The organism is Streptomyces sp. NPDC006372 (assembly GCF_040612515.1).
Classification (GTDB): domain Bacteria; phylum Actinomycetota; class Actinomycetes; order Streptomycetales; family Streptomycetaceae; genus Streptomyces.
On the sequence record NZ_JBEXQJ010000044.1, the window covers coordinates 33,687 to 55,852 of the forward strand.

General features: G+C 70.7%; 20 protein-coding genes and 1 pseudogene. 10 read left to right on the top strand and 11 right to left on the bottom strand.

What is annotated here, in order from left to right; translation table 11 throughout:
* The first annotated feature begins 26 nt into the window (after positions 1-26).
* Positions 27-740, top strand: coding sequence for a 2-oxoglutarate/malate transporter (locus ABZ016_RS38155; RefSeq protein WP_356921345.1), 714 nt, complete (start codon positions 27-29; stop codon positions 738-740).
* 69 nt (positions 741-809) lie between these two features.
* Positions 810-1,454 carry a hypothetical protein gene (locus ABZ016_RS38160; RefSeq protein ID WP_356921346.1) on the top strand — a complete coding sequence of 215 codons (645 nt, stop codon included), beginning with the start codon at positions 810-812 and terminating at the stop codon, positions 1,452-1,454.
* Positions 1,455-1,463: 9 nt separating this feature from the next.
* On the opposite strand, the pseudogene ABZ016_RS38165 reads toward ABZ016_RS38160, so the two are convergent.
* The 3 genes and pseudogenes from ABZ016_RS38165 to ABZ016_RS38175 all read right to left on the bottom strand — a co-directional run bounded on the left by ABZ016_RS38165 (position 1,464) and on the right by ABZ016_RS38175 (position 6,184).
* A pseudogene (locus ABZ016_RS38165) lies at positions 1,464-3,152 on the bottom strand (hypothetical protein).
* A 138-nt stretch (positions 3,153-3,290) separates the two neighbouring features.
* On the bottom strand, positions 3,291-3,782 hold the full coding sequence (locus ABZ016_RS38170; RefSeq protein WP_356921347.1) for a hypothetical protein: 492 nt from the start codon (positions 3,780-3,782) through the stop codon (positions 3,291-3,293).
* Positions 3,779-6,184: a nitrate reductase gene (locus ABZ016_RS38175; RefSeq protein WP_356921348.1), complete on the bottom strand. Its 2,406-nt coding sequence runs from the start codon at positions 6,182-6,184 to the stop codon at positions 3,779-3,781. Before ABZ016_RS38175 ends, ABZ016_RS38170 begins: the two co-directional genes overlap by 4 nt.
* A 241-nt stretch (positions 6,185-6,425) precedes the next feature.
* Between ABZ016_RS38175 and ABZ016_RS38180 the strand changes: the two genes are divergently transcribed.
* On the top strand, positions 6,426-7,253 hold the full coding sequence (locus ABZ016_RS38180; protein WP_356921349.1) for an SAM-dependent methyltransferase: 828 nt from the start codon (positions 6,426-6,428) through the stop codon (positions 7,251-7,253).
* 49 nt (positions 7,254-7,302) lie between these two features.
* On the opposite strand, the gene ABZ016_RS38185 is transcribed toward ABZ016_RS38180, so the two are convergent.
* Both ABZ016_RS38185 and ABZ016_RS38190 read right to left on the bottom strand, forming a co-directional pair.
* Positions 7,303-8,217: a helix-turn-helix transcriptional regulator gene (locus ABZ016_RS38185; RefSeq protein ID WP_356921350.1), complete on the bottom strand. Its 915-nt coding sequence runs from the start codon at positions 8,215-8,217 to the stop codon at positions 7,303-7,305.
* Between the two features lie 149 nt (positions 8,218-8,366).
* Complete coding sequence (locus ABZ016_RS38190) at positions 8,367-8,597, bottom strand: DUF397 domain-containing protein (RefSeq protein ID WP_356921351.1); 231 nt, start codon at positions 8,595-8,597, stop codon at positions 8,367-8,369.
* 175 nt (positions 8,598-8,772) lie between these two features.
* Here ABZ016_RS38190 and ABZ016_RS38195 point away from each other — a divergent pair, with 175 nt between their 5' ends.
* The 6 genes from ABZ016_RS38195 to ABZ016_RS38220 all read left to right on the top strand — a co-directional run bounded on the left by ABZ016_RS38195 (position 8,773) and on the right by ABZ016_RS38220 (position 16,117).
* The gene (locus ABZ016_RS38195) at positions 8,773-9,351 is read left to right on the top strand and encodes an ATP-binding protein (RefSeq protein WP_356921352.1); all 579 of its coding nucleotides are present in this window, start codon (positions 8,773-8,775) and stop codon (positions 9,349-9,351) included.
* A gap of 28 nt (positions 9,352-9,379) precedes the next feature.
* Entirely contained in the window at positions 9,380-9,925 is a 546-nt protein-coding gene (locus ABZ016_RS38200) for a hypothetical protein (protein WP_356921353.1), read from the top strand.
* A gap of 160 nt (positions 9,926-10,085) precedes the next feature.
* On the top strand, positions 10,086-12,821 hold the full coding sequence (locus ABZ016_RS38205) for a SpoIIE family protein phosphatase (protein WP_356921354.1): 2,736 nt from the start codon (positions 10,086-10,088) through the stop codon (positions 12,819-12,821).
* 225 nt (positions 12,822-13,046) lie between these two features.
* Positions 13,047-14,411, top strand: a complete 1,365-nt coding sequence (locus ABZ016_RS38210; protein WP_356921356.1) for an FAD-dependent oxidoreductase — start codon at positions 13,047-13,049, stop codon at positions 14,409-14,411.
* A gap of 141 nt (positions 14,412-14,552) precedes the next feature.
* On the top strand, positions 14,553-15,047 hold the full coding sequence (locus tag ABZ016_RS38215; protein ID WP_356921357.1) for a lamin tail domain-containing protein: 495 nt from the start codon (positions 14,553-14,555) through the stop codon (positions 15,045-15,047).
* Positions 15,048-15,142: 95 nt separating this feature from the next.
* On the top strand, positions 15,143-16,117 hold the full coding sequence (locus ABZ016_RS38220; protein ID WP_356921358.1) for an alpha/beta hydrolase: 975 nt from the start codon (positions 15,143-15,145) through the stop codon (positions 16,115-16,117).
* Between the two features lie 2 nt (positions 16,118-16,119).
* On the opposite strand, the gene ABZ016_RS38225 is transcribed toward ABZ016_RS38220, so the two are convergent.
* The 5 genes from ABZ016_RS38225 to ABZ016_RS38245 all read right to left on the bottom strand — a co-directional run bounded on the left by ABZ016_RS38225 (position 16,120) and on the right by ABZ016_RS38245 (position 19,908).
* Positions 16,120-17,625 (bottom strand): FAD-dependent monooxygenase, encoded by a 1,506-nt coding sequence (locus tag ABZ016_RS38225; RefSeq protein ID WP_356921359.1) that lies wholly within the window; start codon positions 17,623-17,625, stop codon positions 16,120-16,122.
* An 87-nt stretch (positions 17,626-17,712) separates the two neighbouring features.
* Positions 17,713-18,087, bottom strand: a complete 375-nt coding sequence (locus ABZ016_RS38230; protein WP_356921360.1) for a hypothetical protein — start codon at positions 18,085-18,087, stop codon at positions 17,713-17,715.
* Positions 18,088-18,140: 53 nt separating this feature from the next.
* A complete protein-coding gene (locus ABZ016_RS38235; protein ID WP_356921361.1) occupies positions 18,141-18,668 on the bottom strand; it encodes a roadblock/LC7 domain-containing protein in 528 nt (175 codons plus the stop codon).
* Between the two features lie 38 nt (positions 18,669-18,706).
* On the bottom strand, positions 18,707-19,507 hold the full coding sequence (locus ABZ016_RS38240) for a hypothetical protein (RefSeq protein ID WP_356921362.1): 801 nt from the start codon (positions 19,505-19,507) through the stop codon (positions 18,707-18,709).
* The gene (locus tag ABZ016_RS38245) at positions 19,504-19,908 is read right to left on the bottom strand and encodes a hypothetical protein (protein WP_356921363.1); all 405 of its coding nucleotides are present in this window, start codon (positions 19,906-19,908) and stop codon (positions 19,504-19,506) included. The genes ABZ016_RS38240 and ABZ016_RS38245 overlap by 4 nt, the downstream gene beginning before the upstream one ends.
* Before the next feature lie 1,060 nt (positions 19,909-20,968).
* Here ABZ016_RS38245 and ABZ016_RS38250 point away from each other — a divergent pair.
* On the top strand, positions 20,969-21,277 hold the full coding sequence (locus tag ABZ016_RS38250; protein ID WP_356921364.1) for a hypothetical protein: 309 nt from the start codon (positions 20,969-20,971) through the stop codon (positions 21,275-21,277).
* 115 nt (positions 21,278-21,392) lie between these two features.
* On the opposite strand, the gene ABZ016_RS38255 is transcribed toward ABZ016_RS38250, so the two are convergent.
* Positions 21,393-21,602 (bottom strand): DUF6243 family protein, encoded by a 210-nt coding sequence (locus tag ABZ016_RS38255; RefSeq protein ID WP_356921365.1) that lies wholly within the window; start codon positions 21,600-21,602, stop codon positions 21,393-21,395.
* Positions 21,603-22,166 lie beyond the last annotated feature (564 nt).

The following is a 22,166-nucleotide window of genomic DNA, read 5'->3' on the forward strand; positions in this document are numbered from 1 at the left end:
CATTTTACGCTGCTTATAATCAATACATGTTACGTCAACGTACGGTGGCCGTTCCGGCCGCCACGAGTTTCGCCCGGGCCAGCGGCCTCGCCGCCCTGGGCTTCGCCTTCCTCATCGTCGCCGGGAACGTGGTGCTGGTCCCGGCAGGTCTGCCGCGCACCGGTGCGGGCATCGAGGAGGTGGACAGGTTCTTCCGGGCGCACGGTGACCTGGTCGGTCTCGGTTCCGCGGTCACGCCCGCGGCGTGGGTCCTGGCCACGTTGTTCGGGGCCGGCGCGGTGCGGGTGCTGTGGCGTTCCGAACGGGACCGGGGTGAGGCGTGGGCCCTGCTCGGATTCGCCGGGCTCGTCCTCCAGAACGCCGTGTTCACCGCGGTCATCGCGATCCGGCTGGCGCTCGCGTCGACGGCCGCCGACGGCGTCGGGGCGGACGCGGGTCTGTGGGCGCTGCACGACGCCCTGTTCACCCTCAACGGCACCTTCCTGGCGCTCGCGCTCGTCGGCCTGTCCGTCGGCGGACTGCGCGCGGGGCTGATCCGGCCGTGGCACGGCAGGTGGGGTCTGGTGTCGGCCTCGCTGCTGTTCGGTTCGGCCGTGCTCACCCCGCTGGTCATGGACCACTCCGGCCCGCTCGGCCTCCTCGGTCTCGCCGGCTGGCTGATGTGGGTGGTGTGGATCGTCGTCTACGGGCTCGCCCTGATGCGCCGGGCGCCGGCTCCCCGGCCGTCAACCGGGCGCTGAACCAGGGCGGTTGGGTCCATGAGAGCCTTGTCCCGATCATGATCGACGTTGCGAGTCCGGAGGACAGGCATGACCATCAACCGGCCGGGGCTGCCCGGGGACCTGCCGTCGGCGGAGACGCTGTGGGCGCGCTGGGCGCTCATCGCCGTACTGGAGGCCACCGCGGAGGACGAGGAGGCGGGCCATCACCGCACGGGGACCTGGGTGGACGACAGGGGGCTCCATCTGGACGACTCCGGCAGCACCTGGTGGGGCTTCGCACGGCGCGGCGAGGGGCGGTACGTGCTCTTCGGCGAGGACGAGTCGAGCGACTGCAAGTGGCACGAGCCACCGGTCGACATGCTGGTCGGCGCCCCCGACTGGCTGCCCCACAAGAAGCTGCAGGACCTGCTGAGCGGCGATGAACTGGGGTGTGTCTACTGGTTCGAGAACGGGGCGTGGGCCCGCGCCCCGTACCCCGGCACCCTGAACGACGACGGGCTCGACTGCGGAATGAGCCGCTTCGCCGACCGGGACGAGGTGCTGCGCACGGTCGCCGACGAGGAGCACGCCGCCACGTCGGCCCGCGACGCCGAGGTGCTGCTGACCCACGCCGAGAACCACCGGCTCACGCCGGAGCTCCTGATGTCCCTCACCACCGACCCCGACGGACGGAAGCGGGACCGGGCGGCCATGACCAGGGCGTTGGAGCGGGCGGGCCTGAACCGGCCGTGAAGCCCGGCGTCAGTGGCAGCACCCGTCCGCACCCGCTTCCCCGGGGCCGGGCGTGGTCTGAAGGCGGCAGTAGCAGGACGCTTCGATGGGTACGTCGGCCAGCGCGGTCGCCAGTTTGAGCTGGTGGGCCACCAGGGCCGCCTCGCCTGCCCGGCCCGTCCGGGTCAGGCACTCGTGGAAGCCGTGCAGGGCCCAGACGTTGCCGGGGTGCTGCAGGGGGCGGGGCAGGGTGTCGTCGAGGCCGAGGTCCGCGCGGTAGACGGCCTCGGCCTCCACCAACCGGCCCTGTTCCAGCAGCAGTGCGCCGTAGACGTGGCGGGTGGGCTGCATCCAGCCCCAGGGCTCGTCGTAGGGCAGGCCGTCGTCCAGCGCGATGGACCGCTCCAGAGCGGCGAAGGCGAGGTCGTGACGGCCCCTGCGGTACTCGAGTTCTCCGTCCAGCATGGCCGCCGCGACGGCGAGGATGTCGCGGCAGGTGTTGTTGAACAGCATCCGCGTCTCGGGGACCCTGCCCACCGCCTCGCGGAACAGCTCGCGCTCGGTCTCCGCACGCCCGACCTGGCCGGTGGCCGACAGGGCGACGCCGCGGGCGTAGTGCCGCATGGCGGTGGTCACCGCGTACAGCTCCGGGTCGGTGGGGGCCGGCAGGGCGAGGATGTCGGCCCAGCGGCCGAAGCGGATCAGTACGTGGACGCGCATGGCGAGGAAGCCCTCGAGCCAGTCGGCCATCGGCGGGCTCTGTACCCGCAGCAGGTCCTCGGGGATGGCCGCTTCCAACTGCGCGGCGGTGTCGAGGGCGACCTGAGCCTGGCCCAGGAACATGGCGCCGTAGATCTTGAAGTGGTAGTTGTGCGCCCGGTAGAGGGTGTAGAAGTTCATCGCGCCGGCCCGCCGGTGGAACTTCTCGTCGGCGGCGATGGCGTCGCTGTTGGCGGCGACGACCCGGCGGTAGTCGCCGCACAGGACGTCGAGGTGCGAGGGCATGTGGTGCAGGTGCCCGGCGTCGGGCACGAGGCCGCGCAGGCGGTCGGCGACGGTGAGGGCCCGCTCGGGCGTCGGGGACATCTCCATCAGGTGGATGTACAGGTGCAGGACCCCCGGATGCCGCGCACCGGCGGCGGTCCCGAGAGCCCCGTCCAGCGCGGCCTTGGCCTCGATGGTCCGTGCGCCCTCGACCGGCTGACCTGTGCTCAGGTCCCACAGCTGCCAGGGGGTGAGGTTCATCAGGGCGTCGGCGTAGAGGGTGGCGATGTCCGGGTCGTGCGGCGCCAGTTCGTACACCGCGCGCATCGCGTCGGCGTAGGGCTCGTTCCACACCGAGCAGTCCTCGACCGCCTCCGACTGCGGGTAGCGGGCCCGCAACGCGCCGATCAGTGCTTTCTCGACCGGGGTGGCGTGGACGGCCTTGTCGTGGGCCCGTTCGACGGCCGTGTGCGTGCGTTCGACGGTCCGCGCCAATTCGTCGCCGTCGAAGAATTCCCAGGGCTTGTTGTAGTTCGGGCCCAGCGCGTAGGCGATCCCCCAATACGCCATCGCGCACTCCGGATCGGCGTCGGCCGCCCTTTCGAAGCAGGCCACGGCCTCCTCGTGATGGAAGGCATAGGTCCACATCAGGCCGCGATCGAATCAGAGCTGAGCCGTGGAACAGGACGTGGTGACGGGGCGGCTGTAGGTACCGAGGTCGTAGTAGTCGTCCATGGTTGCTCCTGGAAAGCGGCCGGTTCCTCAGCCATATCTTGTATCGCGCCGACGCGGGCCTGCATGAGCGCACGACTGATGTCCCGAGATTTCCGCCCGTCTTCGTGTTCCGCACAGCCGCGGTGAGGGCCAGGGGCGTCAGACGCTGGTCAGGAGCTGCGGGGCCAAGACCTTGATCATGGTGTTGGTCCAGCGGAGCTGCCGGAGCGTCTGCGGGTGGCAGTCGCTGACCAGGGCCAGGAGCCGCTCGTCCCGGGTGGCCTGCGCCGCTTGGGCGAGCATCTCCCAGTGGAGCGAGTTCCGCGCCGCCGCCAGGTGCAGGTCGCGCAGGTCGTGCAGGAGGAGCAGGCCCGTCTCGGGGCGCCGGCCGAGCGCCTCCGACGCCTTCTCCCGGAGCGCGGCGAACGCGCCGTGCGATGCGTCGCCGCGCGGGCCGGACAGGTCGAGGCCGTGGTCGCGGCCCGCGTCCGCGAGGCGGGTGGCGTGCTCGTGGGACCAGCGGGCCACGTCCAGGGCGACATGGTGGAACTCGTGGTCGGTGCGGTGCCGTGCGGCAGCGGCCAGCAGGTCCTGCTCCAGGTCGCGTTCACCGTCGTGGAGGAGGCGGAGGGTGATGCCGATGCCGGTCATGTGCTGCTCCCCGCCGTGTCGGTGCTGGTGGTCACGGGCCCCGCCCCGGTACCGCTGTCACGGCGGGCGACGAGGGTGATGCGCGCCGCACCGGTCTTGAACAGCGGCTGCTTGGAGACCGGGTCCCAGTCGGTGACGGTGGTCTCGTTGGCGGCACGGCCCGGGCCGTCGTCGGGCGGGCGGTGGCCCCCGGGGGTGTCCCAGTAGCCGTAGTGGAACGGCAGGAACACCATGCCGTCGCGGATCGCGGTGGTGCGCAGCCGGGCCCGCACCGCTCCGCGCGGGGTCGTGACCTGCACCATGTCACCCTCGACGAGCCCCTGGGCCGAGGCCTCGGCGGGTGAGATCTCCGCCCAGACGTCCGGCGCGGCGGCGTTCAGTTCGGGAGCGCGGGCGGTCTTCGTCCGGGTGTGGAAGTGGTACACGGTCCGGCCGGTGATCAGCTGGAGAGGGTAGTCGGCGGAGGTGTCCTCGTGGGGCGGCAGGTACTCCGCCGCCTTGATGACCGCCTTGCCGTCCGGGTTGAGGGACCGGTACTCGACCGGTTCCACGCTCGCGCCGGTGACGAGATCCTTGCCGAAACTCTCGCACACGTCGGGGTGGGCGAAACGGATGCCGTCGGTGTAGAGGCGCGCGGTGCCGTCCGGGGCCTGTTCCGTGCAGGGCCACTGGATGCCACTACCGCCGCGCAGCCGGTCGTAGGACAGGCCCGTGTAGTCGCAGGGGCGTCCGGCGCTGCACCGCTGCCAGGCCGCGAACGCCGACTCCGGATCGTGCCAGCTGATGAGCGGCCCGTCGTCCTTGTCGCGGAAGTCCATCCGGGCGGCGAAGTCGAGGAAGATGTCCAGGTCGGAGCGGGCCTCGCCGGGCGGTTCGACGGCCTTCTCCGAGAGGTGGACGGTGCGGTCGGCATTGGTGAAGGTGCCGGTCTTCTCGCCCCAGGTCGCCGCCGGCAGCACCACGTCGGCGAGTTGCGCGGTCTCGGTGAGGAACAGGTCCTGCACGACCACGAACAGCCGTTCCTGGGCGAGGATCGACCGGATGCGGGACAGCTCGGGCAGGGACACGGCCGGGTTGGTACCGGTGATCCACAGCATCCGGACCGAGCCCTGCTCGGCGTAGCGGAAGATCTGCATGGCGTGCGTGGGCGGCCCGTAGTGCGGGATCGTCTCCGGGGCCACGTTCCACACGGCGGCCAGCTCGGCCACGTGCTGGTCGTTCTGCCAGTTGCGGAAGGCCGGCAGGTCGCCGTCCGCGCCGCACTCACGGGTGTTCTCGGCGCTGGGCTGCCCGTTCATCTGCAGCAGTCCGCGGCCGGGGCGGCCCAGCATGCCGCGGATCAGGTGCAGATTGTTGACCTGGACGGCGGCCGCGCTGGCCTGGTGGGACTGGTAGACGCCCTGGAGGACGGTGGACAGCAGGCGATCCGCCGTGCCGAGGATCTCCGCCGCCCGCTCGATCTGGGCCGCCGGCACATCGCAGATCCCGGCCGCCCACTTGGGGGTGCACTTCTCGACCATGACCGCGAGTTCCTCGAAGCCGACGGTATGCGCGTCGATGTAGGCCCGGTCGATGCGGCCGGTGCGGATGATCTCGTACAGCAGCGCGTTGAGCAGCGCGACGTTCGTGCCCGCGCGGGGGGCGAGGTGGACGTCGGCCCGCCGGGCGACCTGGGTGAACCTCGGGTCCACGCACACCAGCCGGGGCGGATCGCCGCCCTCCAGGCGGTCCAGGAGCCGCATCCACAGCACCGTCTGCGTTTCGGCCATGTTGTGCCCGAACAGGGCGACCGTGTCGGCATGGTCGACGTCCTCGTACGAGCCGGGCTGCCCGTCGCAGCCGAACGTCTCCTTCAGCGCCTCGGCGGCCGTCGCCGTGCACAGACGGGTGTTGCCGTCCAGGTGGCTGGTACCGATACCGGCGTGGCCGAGGACGGCCAGGGTGTAGTACTCCTCCAGGAACAGCTGCCCGGTGGTGTAGAAGCCGATCGAGCCGGGTCCCTTGTCGTCCAGCAGATTGCTGGTCCGGCCCGCGATCCGCGCCATGGCGGTGTCCCAGTCGGACTCCACCAGCCGGCCGTTCTCGCGGACCAGGGGCCGGGTGAGCCGGTCCGGGGAGGCGTTGGCCTGCCAGCCGTAGAGGTCCTTGGGACCGAGGCGTCCCCGGTTCACCCGGTCCGCGGCCCGGCCGCGGACTCCGACGATGCTGCCCTCGCGCACCGCGATGTCCATGGCGTCGCCGTTGGAGTGCAGCAGCGAGGCGGTCTGCACCCACCGCTCGACGTCCTGCTCGGCGATTCCGGCCCGCAGGTGCGTGTCCACCCGTTCCGGCCAGGGCGTGCCGGGCCGGTACGGGGTACGGGCGCCCCACGGATCCGCGATCCGGTCGGCCGAGGTGTCCACGGTCCCACCTCCCACAGGAGTACGACTCTCCCCTGGCGAGTACCCCGCTCCGACCACCGAAGCATCGTGACCCAGCGTACACGAAGGCAACACTGTGAGTGCAGAGCGTAGCGGCACACGATCATCTTTTCGTTCGATCGTGGGCACGTTCGCCACTGGGCTGGCACGGCCCAACTGCCCCTCCCTAGGATGTACTTCCTGTCCGGCCAGTCCGTTGGCGCGGCGCCACGCAGGGGGATCGATGCACTCCGAGAAGCAGTTGTCGACCGAGATCGACGCGAGCGTGCCGACAGCGGCCCGTATGTACGACCACTACCTGGGCGGCAAGGACAACTACGCGGCCGACCGCGCCGCGTGCGAGGAACTGGACAAGGTCGTGCCGAGCACGCGCCGCCTCGCCCTGAACAACCGGCGCTTTCTCCAGCGTGTCGTGAAGACCCTCTCCGAGGAGTTCGGCATCCGGCAGTACCTGGACCACGGATCCGGTCTGCCGACACAGGACAACGTGCACCAGGTCGCCCAGCGCATCGACCCGTCGGCCCACGTGGTGTACGTCGACAACGATCCGATGGTGCTGGTCCACGGCCGGGCACTGCTGGAGCAGGACGAACGCACCACCGTCATCCACGCGGACCTGCGCGAGACCGACCTGATCCTCGACCATCCCGAGACCGAGCGGCTGATCGACTTCTCCGAGCCGGTGTGCGTGCTGTTCAACTCGGTGTTCCACTGCATCCCGGACAGCGACACCGACGGGCCGCTCGCGGTGGCCCGTCGGGTGCGGGAACGGCTGGCGCCCGGGAGTTTCATGGTGATGTGCCAGTTGGTCAGCGAGGACGCCGAGGTCCGTGACTTCGTCACGAACTTCATGGACCAGGCGACGCAGGGACATTGGGGCCGCGTGCGTGAACCGAAGGACGTCGCCGCGTACTTCGAGGGCCTGCAGATCCTGGAGCCGGGACTCGTGGAGGTGTCCACCTGGCGACCCGACACCGAGGTGGCGCCCCGTCAGCTCACTCACGAGTGGATCGAGTTCGGCGGCGTGGGGCGGATCCCGCTGGAGAAGTGACCGCGACGCCTCGCGCGGGACGCCGGGTCCCGCGGTAGGCGCCCGTGCGTCAGGGGTAGCGCTGCTCCATCGTCTGACGCAGCAGCTCCAGGGAGTCGCGGGGCTTGAGCGCCTCGTCCGCGAGCCGGTCCAGCGCGATCCGGTACTCCTCCGTCTCGTCGCGGTCCTCGAGGAAGTTCGCGCTCTTGATGTGCTCCAGATAGACCACGTCGGGAAGGTCGAGGCCGCCGAAGCGCAGATAGGTGACCGGGATGGACGGCGCCGAGGCGTTCGTGACGCTCAGCGGCACGATCTGCAGGGTCACGTTGGGTCGTCCGGCCATCTCCACGAGGTGTGCGAGCTGCTCCCGCATCACGTCGGTGCTGCCCAGGACGCGCAGCAGTACGGACTCGTCGATCACCGCCCAGAGCTGCGGAGCCTCGGGCCGTGACAGCAAGCTCGCCCGGCGTTCCCGGAGTTCGACGCGTCGCCGCACCTCACCGGCCGGGGCGGTCGGCAGGCCACGCTCCACCACGGCCCTGGTGTAGGCGGCGGTCTGCAACAGACCGGGCACGTACTGGATCTCGAAGGTACGGATGGTGGCGGCGGCCTCCTGAAGGCCGACCAGCCGGTCGAACCACTCGGGCATCAGCCGCTTGTCGTACCGCTGCCACCAACCCGGCTCACCGGCGCGCTGCAGCAGTTTGAGCAGCACCGAGACCTCGTAGTCGTCGGTGCCGTAGAGCTGCAGCAGTGCGCGGACGTCGTTCTCCGTCGGTGGGCGGCGGCCCTTGCCCGACTCGATACGGGACAGCTTCGCGGCACTGAAGCCGACAGCGCGTGCCGCCTGGTCCTGTGCGAGCCCGGCGTCCTCGCGGAAGCCTGCGAGCTGCACACCGACCAGCATCTTCAGCAGAGTCGGCGCGGGCTCGGACCTGTCCAGGTAGGGTTCCAGACGGGAGATGCGATGCGACGCGGCGGACATCCTGACTCCCAGCAGACCGGCACAAGGGCGACTTACATTATCGCACTCTGCCCGGTCCCCCGCAGCAGCCCGAAGAGGCCGCTGGAAAAAGGACAGTTGAGCTCCGCTTCACCGTCGTAGGTTCATCGCGCCGCGCTCCGCACCGGCTGTCACAGCAGGTGGTCGAACTCGCCGTCCTTCGCCCCGGCCACGAACGCCGCCACTTCCGCCGCCGTGTAGACGAGGGCGGGCCCGTCGGGGTCACGGGAGTTGCGCATCGCGATCCCCCCGTCGACGAGAGGGGCCACTTCGACGCAGTTGCCCTCGGCGTTGCTGTGCCGGCTCTTGATCCAGCAGGCGTCCAACGAGCTCGCCCGCACTCCGTTCTGCACTGGTGGCACCGCAGTCTCCTTGCTGTTCTCGTTGCTCTTCTCGTCCCGGCTCGCGTACCCGCAACGGCTTGATGTGTGCGCAATTTCGCGTGCAATTGCACGCGGGGGCCGTCAGCGTGGATAATAGCTGCGGCGTCAACCCCCGGGCGGACGCCGAGTCCTGACGTCGCATCGGGGAGATGCCGTGTCATCAGCTGCGCAGCACGTGCTCCGTCCGCCGAGCGAGGTGGCGGCACACACCGGCGCACCCGGCACGAGCGACACACACACGTCCGGGCCGCGCCCGGCGGCGTCGCACGGGATCTCGCCTTCGGTACCGGAGACGCTGCCGCAGTTCTCCGGCGCCCTGTCCGCCTCGGCCAACCTGCTCGTCGAGTGCGGCCGGGAGGGGTTCTCGCGGGTCCGCTCCTTCACCCGTGACACGCTGCACGACTGGTCCCTCGACCACTGCTGCGACGACACCACCCTGGTCGTCACCGAGCTCACCGCCAACGCCGCGACCCACGCGGCGCCGGGGACAGCGGGCGCGCAAGGCGCGCCGGAGATCCGGCTCGGTTTCCTCCTGGACCCCACCCATCTGCTGATCACCGTCTCCGACCCCGACGACCACCCGCCCGTGTACGCACCCACGGACACCGGCCTCGTGGAGCACGGCCGGGGCCTGTACATCGTCGACGCCCTGGCCGCGGAGTGGGGCTGGACCCCCTGCCCTCCGGCGGGCAAGACGGTCTGGGCCAGGTTGTCGACCCGCCCACCCCTCTGACACGACTGCCGCGGAAAGGCCCCTCGCCATGCGCAGCGCTTCGACAGAACACCCGAGCAGCGAGCGCCCACAGCGCCCCGACGTCCCCACCGGGGTGGCCAGGAACGCGCCGCTCATGGCCCTGGACCGCGTGCCCTGGGGCGAGATCCGGGACTCCACCGGTTCGGCGACAGCCATCCCCCTGCTGCTCAACGGCATTGCCTGGGGCGATGCCGACACCGCCCGGTCCGCCCTCGACGACCTGCGGAAACGGATCTGCCAGTTCGGTTTCGTCGTGGAGCAGGCGACGGCCGCCACGGTCCCCTTTCTCTGGGAGCTCGCGAAGCTGCCTCAGGTGACCTGCCGACCCCAGATCATCCGGCTGCTCAAGAACATCGCCGACGCCCGGCAGTGGGAGAGCACCGCCGCCGCCTATCCGAAGCTGCTCAACCGCCGGGAGAACCCGGTGGTGTGGGAGCGCGCGGCGCGTCAGGCGGTGCGTGCGCGGCGCGGCGAGATCGGCCGGCTGCTGGAGGACCAGGACACGGAGATCGCCCGGGCTACCTCCGAGCTCGCCCGCTCCCTGGACACCTGACGTTCCCCGGCGGCCCTCGGGCCCGGCGGCGCGACCGGCCGGCCGGACACGGAACGCGGACGCCCCCGGGCGCCGGAAGAGGTGATGAAACGGTGAGAGCCCCTTGTCACCATGGGTGATGCCCCTCGCCTCCCGGGGCCTGGCAGTGTAGACATGGCACATGGTCCGACTCTTGGGTCGATCCGGGACTCGATCGCCCCTGCGGCCCGGCGCTGCGCCGCCCACGCGGCAGCGGCGGGAGGCGGGCCCGTCGCGGTGGAATCCGGTGGCGGTGCTGCGGCCGGCGCTGGGGGGACGCAGCGTCGCCGGACAGGTGTTCCTGCTCGTCGTGGTGATCGTGCTGCTGCTGGTGGTGGCGGCCGTGGTGGCACTGGTCCTTCAGGTGCGCCACGACACGACCCAGGAGGCACGCAACCGCTCACTCGCCGTCGCGCAGACCTTCGCCAACGCTCCGGGCACCGTCGATGCGCTGCAGGGCCCCGATCCCACGGCCGTGCTCCAGCCACGTGCCGAAGCCGCCCGTGAGCAGTCGAAGGTCGACTTCATCGTCGTCATGAACACCGACGGGATCCGCTACACCCATCCCAAGCCGGACCGCATCGGGAAGAAGTTCGTCGGGACCCTGGCGCCCGCCCTCGCCGGGAAGACGGTGGTCGAGCAGATCGAAGGCACCATCGGCCCCCTCGTGCAGGCCGTGGTGCCGGTGAAGGCCCCGGACGGCAAGATCGTCGGGCTGGTGTCGGCGGGGATCACGACGAAGAAGGTCGGCGGCACCGCCGACCAGCAGCTGCCGCTCGTGCTGTCCGCCGCCGCGGTTGCGCTGGCCCTCGCGACAGCCGGCGCCGCGCTGGTGAGCAGGCGGCTGCTGCGCCAGACCCACGGGCTGGGGCCGCACGAGATGACCCGGATGTACGAGCACCACGACGCCGTGCTGCACGCCGTACGCGAGGGCGTGCTCATCGTCGACGACGGGGGCACCCTGCTGCTCGCCAACGACGAGGCGCACCGCCTGCTCGGGCTGCCGGCCGACGCCGAGGGCCGGCACGTCCTCAGTCTGGGCCTGGACCCGGGCACCGCCGACCTGCTGGCCTCCGGACGCGTCGCCACCGACGAGGTGCACCTCGTCGGGGACCGGCTGCTGGCCGTCAACCAGCGCACCACGGACCGTGCGGGCGTCCCGCCCGGCAGTGTCGCCACCCTGCGAGACTCCACGGAACTGCGGGCCCTGTCCGGCCGGGCCGAGACCGCGCGGGAACGGCTCAACATGCTGTACGACGCCGGGGTGGGCATCGGGACGAGTCTGGACGTGACCCGCACGGCCGAGGAGCTGACCGAGCTGGCCGTGCCGCGGTTCGCCGACTTCGTCACCGTGGACCTGTTCGACGCGGTGCTGGGCGGCGGACAGCCCAACGCGGCGGCCGCGCTGAGCCGGACGGCGCTGAGCGGGATCCGCAAGGACGCCCCGCTCTATCCCGTCGGCGAGCGGATCAGGTTCGTCGACTCCTCTCCGCAGGGCCACAGTCTCGTCACCGGACGGCCGGTGCTGGAGCCGCGGCTGGGCGAGGCCCCCGGCTGGCAGGCACAGGACCTCGAGCGCTCCGCGCAGATCGTGGAGTACGGCATCCACTCCCTGATCACCGTGCCGCTGCGTGCCGGCACCCTGGTGCTGGGCGTGGTCAGCTTCTGGCGCTACGAGAAGCCGGAGCCCTTCGACCCGGACGAGCTGGCCCTGGCGGAGGAGCTGGTGACGCGGGCCGCCGTGTCCATCGACAACGCGCGCCGCTACACCCGTGAGCACAGCATGGCGGTGACGCTCCAGCGCAGTCTGCTGCCCCGGAACCTGCCCGAGCAGGACGCTCTGGAGATCGCGTACCGCTATCTGCCGGCGCAGGCCGGGGTGGGCGGCGACTGGTTCGACGTGCTCCCGCTGTCCGGGGCCCGGGTCGCGCTCGTGGTCGGGGATGTCGTCGGGCACGGGCTGTACGCCGCGGCGACCATGGGGCGGCTGCGCACCGCCGTGCACAATTTCTCCTCCCTCGACCTCCCGCCCGACGAGCTGATCAGCCTGCTGGACGAGCTGGTCGGCCGTATCGACCAGGACGAGACGGAGGTGGAGGGCAGTGCCCCGGTCACCGGTGCGACCTGCCTGTACGCCGTCTACGACCCGGTCTCCCGGCGCTGCACCGTCGCTCGGGCCGGGCATCCCCCGCCGGCCCTGGTCCATCCCGACGGCAGCGTGGAGTTCCCGGACGTGCCGGCCGGTCCCCCGCTCGGGCTCGGCGGTCTGCCGTTCGAGACGGCGGAGCTGGAGCTGGCGGAGGGCAGCCGCCTCGTCCTCTACACCGACGGGCTGGTCGAGGACCGTGAGCGGGACATCGACGTCGGGCTGGAGATGCTGCGGGAGGCGCTGGGCCGGGCCGGCGAGTCCCCCGAGGACACCTGCCGCGTCGTGCTCGACTCACAGCTCACGGCCCGCTCCAGCGACGACATCGCCCTGATCGTCGCGCGCACGCGGGCGCTCGCCGCCGACCGGGTCGCCGAGTGGCCGGTGCCGGCCGATCCGGCCGCCGTGGGCGAGGTACGGGCGGCGGTCTCCCGGCAGCTGGCCGAGTGGGGACTGGACGAGCTGACGTTCACCACCGAGCTCATCCTGAGCGAGCTGGTGACCAACGCGCTCCGTTACGGCGGCGGCCCCATCCACGTGCGGGTGATGCGCGACCGCAACCTGATCTGCGAGGTGTTCGACAGCAGCAGCACCTCGCCGCACCTGCGGTACGCGACGATGACGGACGAGGGTGGACGAGGCCTGTTCCTCGTCGCGCAGCTCACCGAGCGCTGGGGGACGCGTTACCTGCCGGCGGGGAAGGTGATCTGGGCGGAGCAGCCGTTGCCGTGAGCGGTCCGGCCCGCGCGACGTCCCCGAGGCAGCGGCGGCCCGCAGGCGCGGCGGACGGCGGCCACCCCAGCCGTGCGGTGCCGCCGTCATGGCGATAAGGCCAGCTGTGACCGGCCATAAAGTCGCCTTATGAGCTCATAGACCGGACCCGCGTACCAACTTAGGCATGCCTCAGTTTAGGCTTCACAGCGAGATCGCTTGTCGCCGCTCGAAGGGAACCTGACCATGCCCCGCCCCCTGCGGGTAGCCATCGTCGGATCCGGCCCCGCCGGGATCTACGCCGCCGACGCCCTGCTCAAGTCCGAGGTGGCCGCCGAACCCGGCGTGTCCATCGACATCTTCGAGCGCATGCCGGCACCGTTCGGCCTGATCCGCTACGGCGTCGCCCCCGACCACCCGCGGATCAAGGGCATCATCACGGCCCTGCACCAGGTGCTCGACAAACCGCAGATCCGGCTCTTCGGCAACGTGGACTACGGCACCGACCTGGGCCTGGACGACCTGCGCGCGTTCTACGACGGCGTGATCTTCGCCACCGGTGCGACGGCCGACCGGGCGATGTCCGTCCCGGGCATCGACCTGGACGGCTCGTACGGCGCCGCGGACTTCGTGTCCTGGTACGACGGCCACCCCGATGTGCCGCGCACCTGGCCGCTGGAGGCGGAGAAGGTCGCCGTGCTCGGCGTCGGCAACGTCGCGCTGGACATCGCACGCGTCCTGGCCAAGACGGCGGACGAACTGCTGCCGACGGAGATCCCGCCGAACGTCTACGAGGGTCTGAAGGCCAACCGGGCCAAGGAGATCCACGTGTTCGGCCGACGTGGCCCGGCGCAGGCGAAGTTCAGCCCGATGGAGCTGCGGGAGCTGGACCACTCCCCCAACATCGAGGTCATCGTCGACCCCGAGGACATCGACTACGACGAGGGCTCGATCGCCACCCGGCGCGGCAACAAGCAGGCCGACATGGTCGCCAAGACCCTGGAGAACTGGGCGATCCGCGACGTCGGCGACCGGCCCCACAAGCTCTTCCTGCACTTCTTCGAGTCGCCGGTCGAGGTCCTCGGCGAGGACGGGAAGGTCGTCGGCCTGCGCACCGAGCGCACGGAACTGGACGGCACCGGCAACGTCAAGGGCACCGGCACCTTCAAAACCTGGGACGTCGGCGCCGTCTACCGTGCGGTGGGCTACCTGTCGGACAAACTCCCCAAGCTGCCCTGGGACATCGACTCCGGCACCGTCCCCGACGAGGGCGGCCGGGTCATGCAGGAGTCCGGCGAGCACCTGCAGTCCACCTACGTCACCGGCTGGATCCGGCGCGGCCCCGTGGGTCTGATCGGGCACACCAAGGGCGACGCGAACGAGACGGTGGCGAACCTGCTGGACGACTACGCGGGCGGTCGGCTGCACACGCCTGCCTCCCCCTCCCCCGAGGCCGTCGACTCGTTCCTCGCCGAGCGGAACGTCCGCTTCACCACCTGGCAGGGCTGGTACGAGCTGGATGCCGCGGAGAAGGCGCTGGGCGAGCCGGAGGGTCGCGAGCGCGTGAAGATCGTCGAGCGTGAGGACATGCTGCGGGCCAGCGGCGCCTGACGTCTTACACCTGCGGGGCGGGTTCGGTGGCAATGTCACGGGACCCGCCCTTCTGTGTACTTGAAGCGTGTACGATCCGGATGCTTCACCGAACCATCACATCGCCTTCACCAGAAGGCCATGCAGGGGGGACGAACGTCCATGCGTATACGCCTTGTCGCCACCACGGCCGTCGCCGCCGGAGCCCTGACCGCCTTGACGGCGGTCCCGGCCCAGGCCGCCGAGTACGACTCCGCACTGAAGATCCGGGGCATCCAGTACGACGCTCCCGGCCGCGACTCCAACCGCTGCTCGACAGGGAACACCGACGAGGAGTACCTGACGATCAAGAACTACTCGCGGTCGACGACGGTGAACCTGAAGGGGTACGTCGTCAAGGACGCGGCGGGCAACAGGTTCACCTTCACCGCGAGCCACACCCTTCAGCCGGGTGACTACGTGAAGCTGCGCGGCGGCAACGGGACCGACTCCGACGCCGGGAACGTCGTGTACCGCGACAACTGCAACTTCATGTGGAACAACGACAAGGACACGATCTACCTGTACAAGCCGTCCGGCAGCCGTGCCGACGTGCACTCGTACACCAAGAGCGGCTCCGACCGGGACGGCAACGGGTACATCACGTACCACGGCTGACCCTTTGCCGAACCGGCAACAAGGTTCGTGGGCGGTGCGGCGGACGCCGGATGATCGGTGGACCGAGCGCCCCTTTCTGGACCGCGGGAGGATCCATGCCGCAGACATCCGCCGTCGACCACAAGCACCGCCTCGTGCCTTCACCGGCCGGCCGCATCCACCTCGTCGAGCAAGGTGACGGACCGCTGGTGCTGCTGCTGCACGGATTCCCCGAGTCCTGGTATGCGTGGCGTCACCAGCTTCCGGCGCTGGCCGCCGCCGGCTACCGCGCGGTCGCCGTCGACGTGCGCGGCTACGGCCGCTCGTCCCGGCCCGCGGCGGTGGACGCCTACCGGATGCTCGAACTGGTGGCGGACAACGTCGCCGTGGTGGAGGCACTGGGCGAGCGGTCCGCGGTGGTCGTCGGGCACGACTGGGGTGCGACGATCGCCGCGACCTCCGCGCTGGTCCGGCCCGAGGTGTTCCGCGCGGTGGGGCTGCTCAGCGTGCCGTACACGCCGCCCGGCGGCCCCAGGCCCAGTGAGGTCTTCGCGCGGATGGGCGGCGAGGAGGAGTTCTACGTCTCCTACTTCCAGCGGCCGGGCCGGGCCGAGGCAGAGGTCGAACCCGATGTACGTGGCTGGCTCGCGGGTTTCTACGCCGCCCTGTCCGCCGGCACGACACCCGAATCCGACCCGCACTTCGTGACCCGGGGAGGGCGGCTGCGTGACCGGTTCCCCGCGGGCCGCCTGCCGCGCTGGCTGAGCGAGGCCGATCTGGACGTCTTCGCCGGGGAGTTCGAGCGGACCGGGATGACCGGCGCCCTGAACCGGTACCGCACCATGGACCGGGACTGGCAGGACCTGGCGGGCTACGCCGGTGCCCCCGTCACCCAGCCGTCCCTCTTCATGGGCGGCGCCCTGGACGCGTCCATGACCTGGCTGGCCGACGCGATCGAGGCGTATCCGGCCACGCTGCCCGGGCTGATGGGCTGCCACGTCCTCGACGACTGCGGGCACTTCACGCAGCAGGAGCGGCCCGACGAGACCAACCGAATCCTGGTCGACTGGCTGTCCGCTCTCGACCGCTGAGGTCAGCGGCCGGGTAGCCACCGGTCCAGGTAGGCCCACAGGTCGGTCAGATCCGTGCCACGTGCCACGTAAGCCACGTAGCCGTCGGGTCGTACGAGGGCGTGGGCGGTACCCGGCCACGGGCTGTCCGTGCCCAGGTGGTGGACGCTCACCAGGCCCTGGGTGAGCGGGTCCCGTGCCCAGTGGTGCAGGGGGCCGGTGAGCAGGAGGTGGTAGCCCGGCCCCGAGGTTCGCCGTTGCAGTCCGGCCGGGAGGTCGGGGAGCCGGTCCCCCGCTCGTGGGCCCGCTGCCGGGCGGCGCGGTCCGGTACGGGAGACGGGACCACGACGGTAGTTGACGCCGAGTTCGGAGACCGTGCGGAAGAGGCGCGTGCGGAGGCCGGTGGCGCGCAGGAACAGGGGCGCGAAGCGTGGGGCGAGGTGAGTGCGGGCCAGCCGAAGGGCCGGATGGCTGTTCGTGCCGACCGTGAACGCCCGGTCGGTGAGGCGCCGAACACCGTCTCCGACGGGAGCGCGCTCCGCCTCGTACGTCTCCAGCAGTTCCTCCGGCGCCGCGCCTCGGCAGACGTGGGCGAGTTTCCAGCCCAGGTTCAGCGCGTCCTGGATGCCGGTGTTCATGCCCTGGCCCCCGGCCGGGCTGTGGATGTGCGCCGCGTCACCGGCCAGGAAGAACGGGCCCTTTCGGTAGTGGGTGGCGCCGCGGTTGTGGAGCCGGAAGGACGTCATCCAGACCGGGTCACGCAGGGTCAGCCGGTCGGTCGTCCAGTCGTCGGCGAGCCGCTGAAGCAGTTCCAGTGTCACCTTTTCGGCCGGAGCGCCCGGCGGGTGCATCGCGATCATCCGCCAGGTGGCGGGCGTGCCGAGCGGGAAGAAGAACAGCAGTCCGGCCGCGGTCATGAAGGTGTGCGCGGCTCCCGGCTCCAGCCCGTCGGCCTCCAGGTCGGCCAGCAGGAACGTCTGCGGATAGGAGTGTCCCCGGAAGCCGATGCCGGCCTGGGCGCGCACAGTGCTGTGAGCGCCGTCGCAGCCGACGACGTAGCGAGCCCGCAGGATTTCCTCGCCACCGTCCCGGTGTCGCAGCCGGCAGGTGACGAGTCCGTCCCGCGGCTCGGCGCTCAGCAGCTCCGCGCCCCGCTCCACCGTCGCGGCCCGCTCGGCCAGACGCTCCGCCAGGACCGCCTCCGTCTGCGACTGCGGGAGGAAGAGGAGGAAGGGATACGGCGAGTCGTCACAGCCGACGTCGAACACCGGTACGTGCAGCAGCCGGCCGGGCAGATGCAGCTGAAGCCGGACCGTCGTACTGCCCCGGTCGACCAGGTCGTCGGTCACGCCCGAGCCGGCCAGCATCTCCAGGGTCCGGGGCTGGATCGCCGGGGCACGTGACTCCCGCGCACGGTCCAGCGATCGGTCGACGATCCGGAACGGGGTGTCGTACGCGCGCAGTTGGGTCGCGAGGGCGAGTCCGGTGGGGCCCGCACCGACGATCAGGACGTCCAGGGGTGCCGTCATGACATCCACGGTAGACGCGGCCGTACGGCGTGCCGGGGCCCTCCGCGACGTGTCCGTGGCGGAGGACTCCCGTCCGGTGGCGCGGGTTCAGACCTCCAGGTCGGCCTCGATCCGGCGCAGCTGGTGGCGGGCCATCGCCAGGTTGGCCCGGCTGCCGTCGAGCACGAGGTAGAGGAACAGCCCGCTGCCGCCGCGTCCCTTGAGCAGCCGGATGAGGTGGTACTGGGAGTTCAGGGTGATCAGGATGTCCTCGATCTCCTCCTTCAGGCCGAGCAGTTCCATGGTGCGCAGCTTGGCCCGCACGACGTCGGTGTTGCCGGCCGCGGCGACTTCCAGGTTGAAGTCCTTGCTGCCGCCGAGGGTGCCGAGGGCCATGCCGCTGGTGTAGTCGACGAGTGCCACGGCCGTCGCTCCTTCGATGGAGCTCAGGCATTCCTTCAGTGCGGTCTCCGTGTTCGCCATGGGTGGTTCCTTTCGTTCGGTGTCTCTTCGATCGGTGTGGAGGTTCAGGTGGCTCAGGTGCCGGTCTGCGGGCGCGGCTGGTGGGTGGGCCGCTGCGGGGTGCGTACCGGGAGGGTGCCGATGGGGCGGGCCGTGGCCGGGGGCGCCATGGCGCGGTGCTCGGCGGGCTCGGGTACGAGCCGGTCGGCGTGGCGGCCGGTGCCCGGGCCGACGCGCGTGGCCACGAGGTCCGCGATCCGGCCTCCGCTGCGCCGGCCCTCCAGGTGCAGGCGGCCGACGTTGACGCGGTCTTCGGCGAGGAGGGTGAGGACGGCGGTCGTGCCGGCCGCGTACGTGGCGACGTAGCCCCCGGCGCCTCGCACCAGCAGTTCACGGAAGTCTCCGCGGCCGGCGGCGTCGGTCAGGCGGTAGGCGACGCCGAGGGCGGCGGCGGTGAGGGCCGCGAGTCCCTCGGGTTCCGTCTCCGGCACGTCGTGGGCGAGGACGAGTCCGTCGACGGTGGCCGCGAGGGATCCGGTCAGCCGGGGTACGCGGGTGCGGAGCCGACGCAGTTCGTCCAGGACGTCGGTCTCGACGGCCATGAGCAGTCTCCTTTCGGCACGCTGTCGTCGCGCGCGGATCACAGTGCCTCCAAGGCGTGCAGGAGCCGTCGCAGCAGTGCGGTGTCGGGCTCGTCCGGTGCCGCCGGACGAGGGGCGGGGCCCGGCTCGGCGGACGCGGGGGCGGGGGCTGGGGCTGGGGTGGGGGCTACGGGGACGACCAGCCCGGCGGCGGCCAGGCGGCGGAGTTCGACCAGGGTGTGGAAGGTGCGGCAGGCGAGGGCACCGGCGATCTGGGCGGCGGTACGGACGCCGTCGACCTGGGCGAGGGTGCGGCCGCGGCGGGCCGGTAGGTCCACGGTGTCTCCACGCACCCGGGCGAGCGGGGCGAGGTCGATGGCGGGCTCGGGCCATATGCGGTGCAGCAGTTCGCGGCGGCGTCTCGACTCGCGCAGGACGGTGTCCACCGGTACGGAGCGGACCGCGCCGAGCCAGTGCGTGACTCCGGGGCGGAAGCGGAGCGCCGGTCCGTCGTGGGCGAGGACGAAGTACGCCGCGTCGAAGAGGGCGCCCAGGTGGCACAGTTCCAGCGCCCCGGTGGTGAGTTGGCCGCTGTCCACCAGCTGCCGCCCGACGCGGCAGCCGCGTCCGGCCTGGTCGATCGCCTGCCACCAGCCGTCCGCGGCGAGCGCGCCGCTGTGGGTGAGCAGGTCGCCGAGGTCGGCTGTGACGGCGGACTCGACGTGGACGACGTGTCCCGAGGAGAGGTAGAAGATCCCCCACTCGGTGGACAGGGCGCCGCTCGCGCGCTCCGCGGCGAGGGTTCCGAGCAGAGCCGAGGCCGGTTCGTCCGTACGTGGGGTCAGGGCCGACGCGATCATCCGAGCACCAGTCTGTCCGCCATCTCGGCCAGCCGGATGCGGGCCAGCGCGAGGTTGCCCTCGCCTCGGTCGAGCCATAAGTGCAGGAACACGGTGCTGTCGAACGTCGTGGTGACGAACCTGAGCAGGTGGTACGAGTCGGCATTCGTGATGATCAGGTCCTGTACGGGTGGTTCCTTGCCGGACGGCCCGCCTGGGTCGTCGCCGGCCGGGGCGAGCGCGCCGCTCTCCGTGGCGAGGCGGGCGAGTTCGGCGGTCTCGGCGGCCGTGGCCTCCGCGTCTCCGCCCGGTGCCTCGCCCACCGCGCCCAGGGCCAGACCGCTGATCCAGTCGACCACCGACGCCCCTCGAGCACCAGGCAGCCGCATGGCTTCCAGCAGACTCTCGTCAATTCCGGGCACGCCGAATCCCCTCCCCTGCACGGCCGTTCCCGCGAACGTGAGCACGACACTACGGTGTGTGCTCGGCGCTGGTGAACGCTTTGGCATTTTCCAAAGGAATGTGCAGTGGAGCGGGCAGGGGGTGAACGGGGTTGATCGGAAATGGGCAGGATGCATCGAAGGGCACCACAGGGCGGTTGGTCACTGACCCTGACCTGCACCTTCACGACCTAGGCACACCAGGGAACCCCCGCCGCGATTCGCAGGTTCGGCAAGCCTTCGCAGGCCTGTGGACCGAAGCGCTTGCTCATCTGCCGGCGTCGGCTCCCCCTCACAAACTTCGCCGAGTGGTGCGTAGCAACCTGAGCGAACTCGGTGACTACCCCATGTAGGAGTACTTGTGGCACGCGCTGCGCGCCACCATCTGTTCCACGCGCAGGAACCAGCAGATGGTAGGCGGGATGTCGAACGTTCCGTGAGCGTTGCCCGACCTCACGGAGAGGCCTGCTTCGACTGCGGTGCTGTCAACAAGACGCTGCGCGGGGCTGGAAGCGTGGTGGTCCGTGACGGCGGTCGCGTGTGGCAGATCGTCACGTGCGGTTGCCGGAGCAGTGTGGCTGCCGCGTGACAACTGCAACCACGAGATCCAGAACACCGGCGGGCGCTCGCCACTGCACCGGGACTGGACCACAGAGCGAACAGGGAGTTCCCGTGACTCAGATGGTAAACCCCGCTCCAGTCTTCTCCTCGGAGAGCGCACGCACCGCCCAGCCCTCGGGGTTTGACGGCGAACACATTCCCATCCAACTCGACGCCCGCAACGCTTCACGCGTCGATGGCCGCTACGGCCCGCGGCCGTGAGGCTGGCTCGGATTCACGCCCGCACGATGCTGCCGGCTAGGCGCTGGGCCGGAGACCAAGACGATGCCCGAGCGAGTCGATCCGGCCCTCGTGGACCGCCCCCGTGTCCGCGCGGAACAGCTTCAGGCGCGACACCTTCCCCTCCTCGGCTCGGAGATCACCACCGCCGAGCCGGGACAGGATTGTTTTTCGATGCCCCGTGGACGGTGGAGTGTATGCAGTGCACCGTCACGCTCTGCATCCGGCTGTCCGATGTCGTTCGCGCGGGCCGCGTGCCGGGTACTCCTGGCTCGCGCCGAAGAAGGAGAAGACGCTCAAGAACGGCCCCGGCCGGATGACCGCCGCCGTGCTGCGCCCCGTCGCCAAGCACCCGGCCGCCACGCTCACCGTCACCGTCGTCGCGCTGCTCGCCCTCGCCGCCCCGGTCCTCGGCCTCAAGCTCACCGACATGGCCGCGAGACGCACTCCCGGAACATCGAGGCCATGCAGGAGTGGTCGGCTGAGACGCGGGTGCTCGGCCGAGAGCTGAGCGGGGCCCGGCCGCACCCGCTACGGCAGCAGGCCCCGGCACGGCAGCAGGGCCCGGACCACGCGTCGCGGTCCGGGCCCTGCCCCGTGCGGTGCCGCCCTGCGGCGGCGGTGCGTCAGCTCTGTGCGGTGTCGTCGCCCGTCTGCCCGGCGCCCTCGGCTGCGCCTGCCCTCTCGCGCATCTTGCGCACCAGCTCCGCCTTCCGGTCGGCGGCACCCTGGCGGTCGAGGTTGCGGTACGGACCGTTGTTCTGCCGTTCGGCGCGGGACAGCTTCCTGCGCTGGCCGCCGCCCATGCCCACAGGGTTGTTGATGTTCTTGCTCACGGGTTCTCCCGGAATGATGTGAAGTGATCTACGGACTCATCGGTGGGACGGGCGCGGCGACGTCGAGGGACGTCAGCAGGGGCCCATCACTCTCTCACTCGTAAATCGGCGTCTGGAAGAACATGACCACGACGTTACCCGGTTCCGTCGCCCCGCACACCAAGGTTTTCGCCGTCCCGGCGTCGGCCGGGCCTTCGGCGAGCGCCCAGGGTCGGCCGTTCCTTCCAGAGCCCGGTCTGACCAGGCTGAAGACCTCGCGGGCTGCGTAGCGCCTGAAGGAACGGGAGGCGACTCGTCGGCTCCCGTTCACGCAAGACCGGTGACGTCGGCGAGACGCCTACGCGTGACTCCTCCGAGCCCGGAGGTGTCACGGCGTTCTGGGTGCCGGTCCGAGCTGCTGGACACGGCTAAGGAGTTCACCGACTCCGCGAACCGTTCCTCATCAGTGAGCAGGAGTGAGTCTTGTGCTCATACCTGTGCACTGCGGACATCCCGAACGGTTTTGGGTGTCCTGGTCGCCCGCTTTCGCTCCGCGTCCGGCGACACGGATCGTGTCCGCGGTCC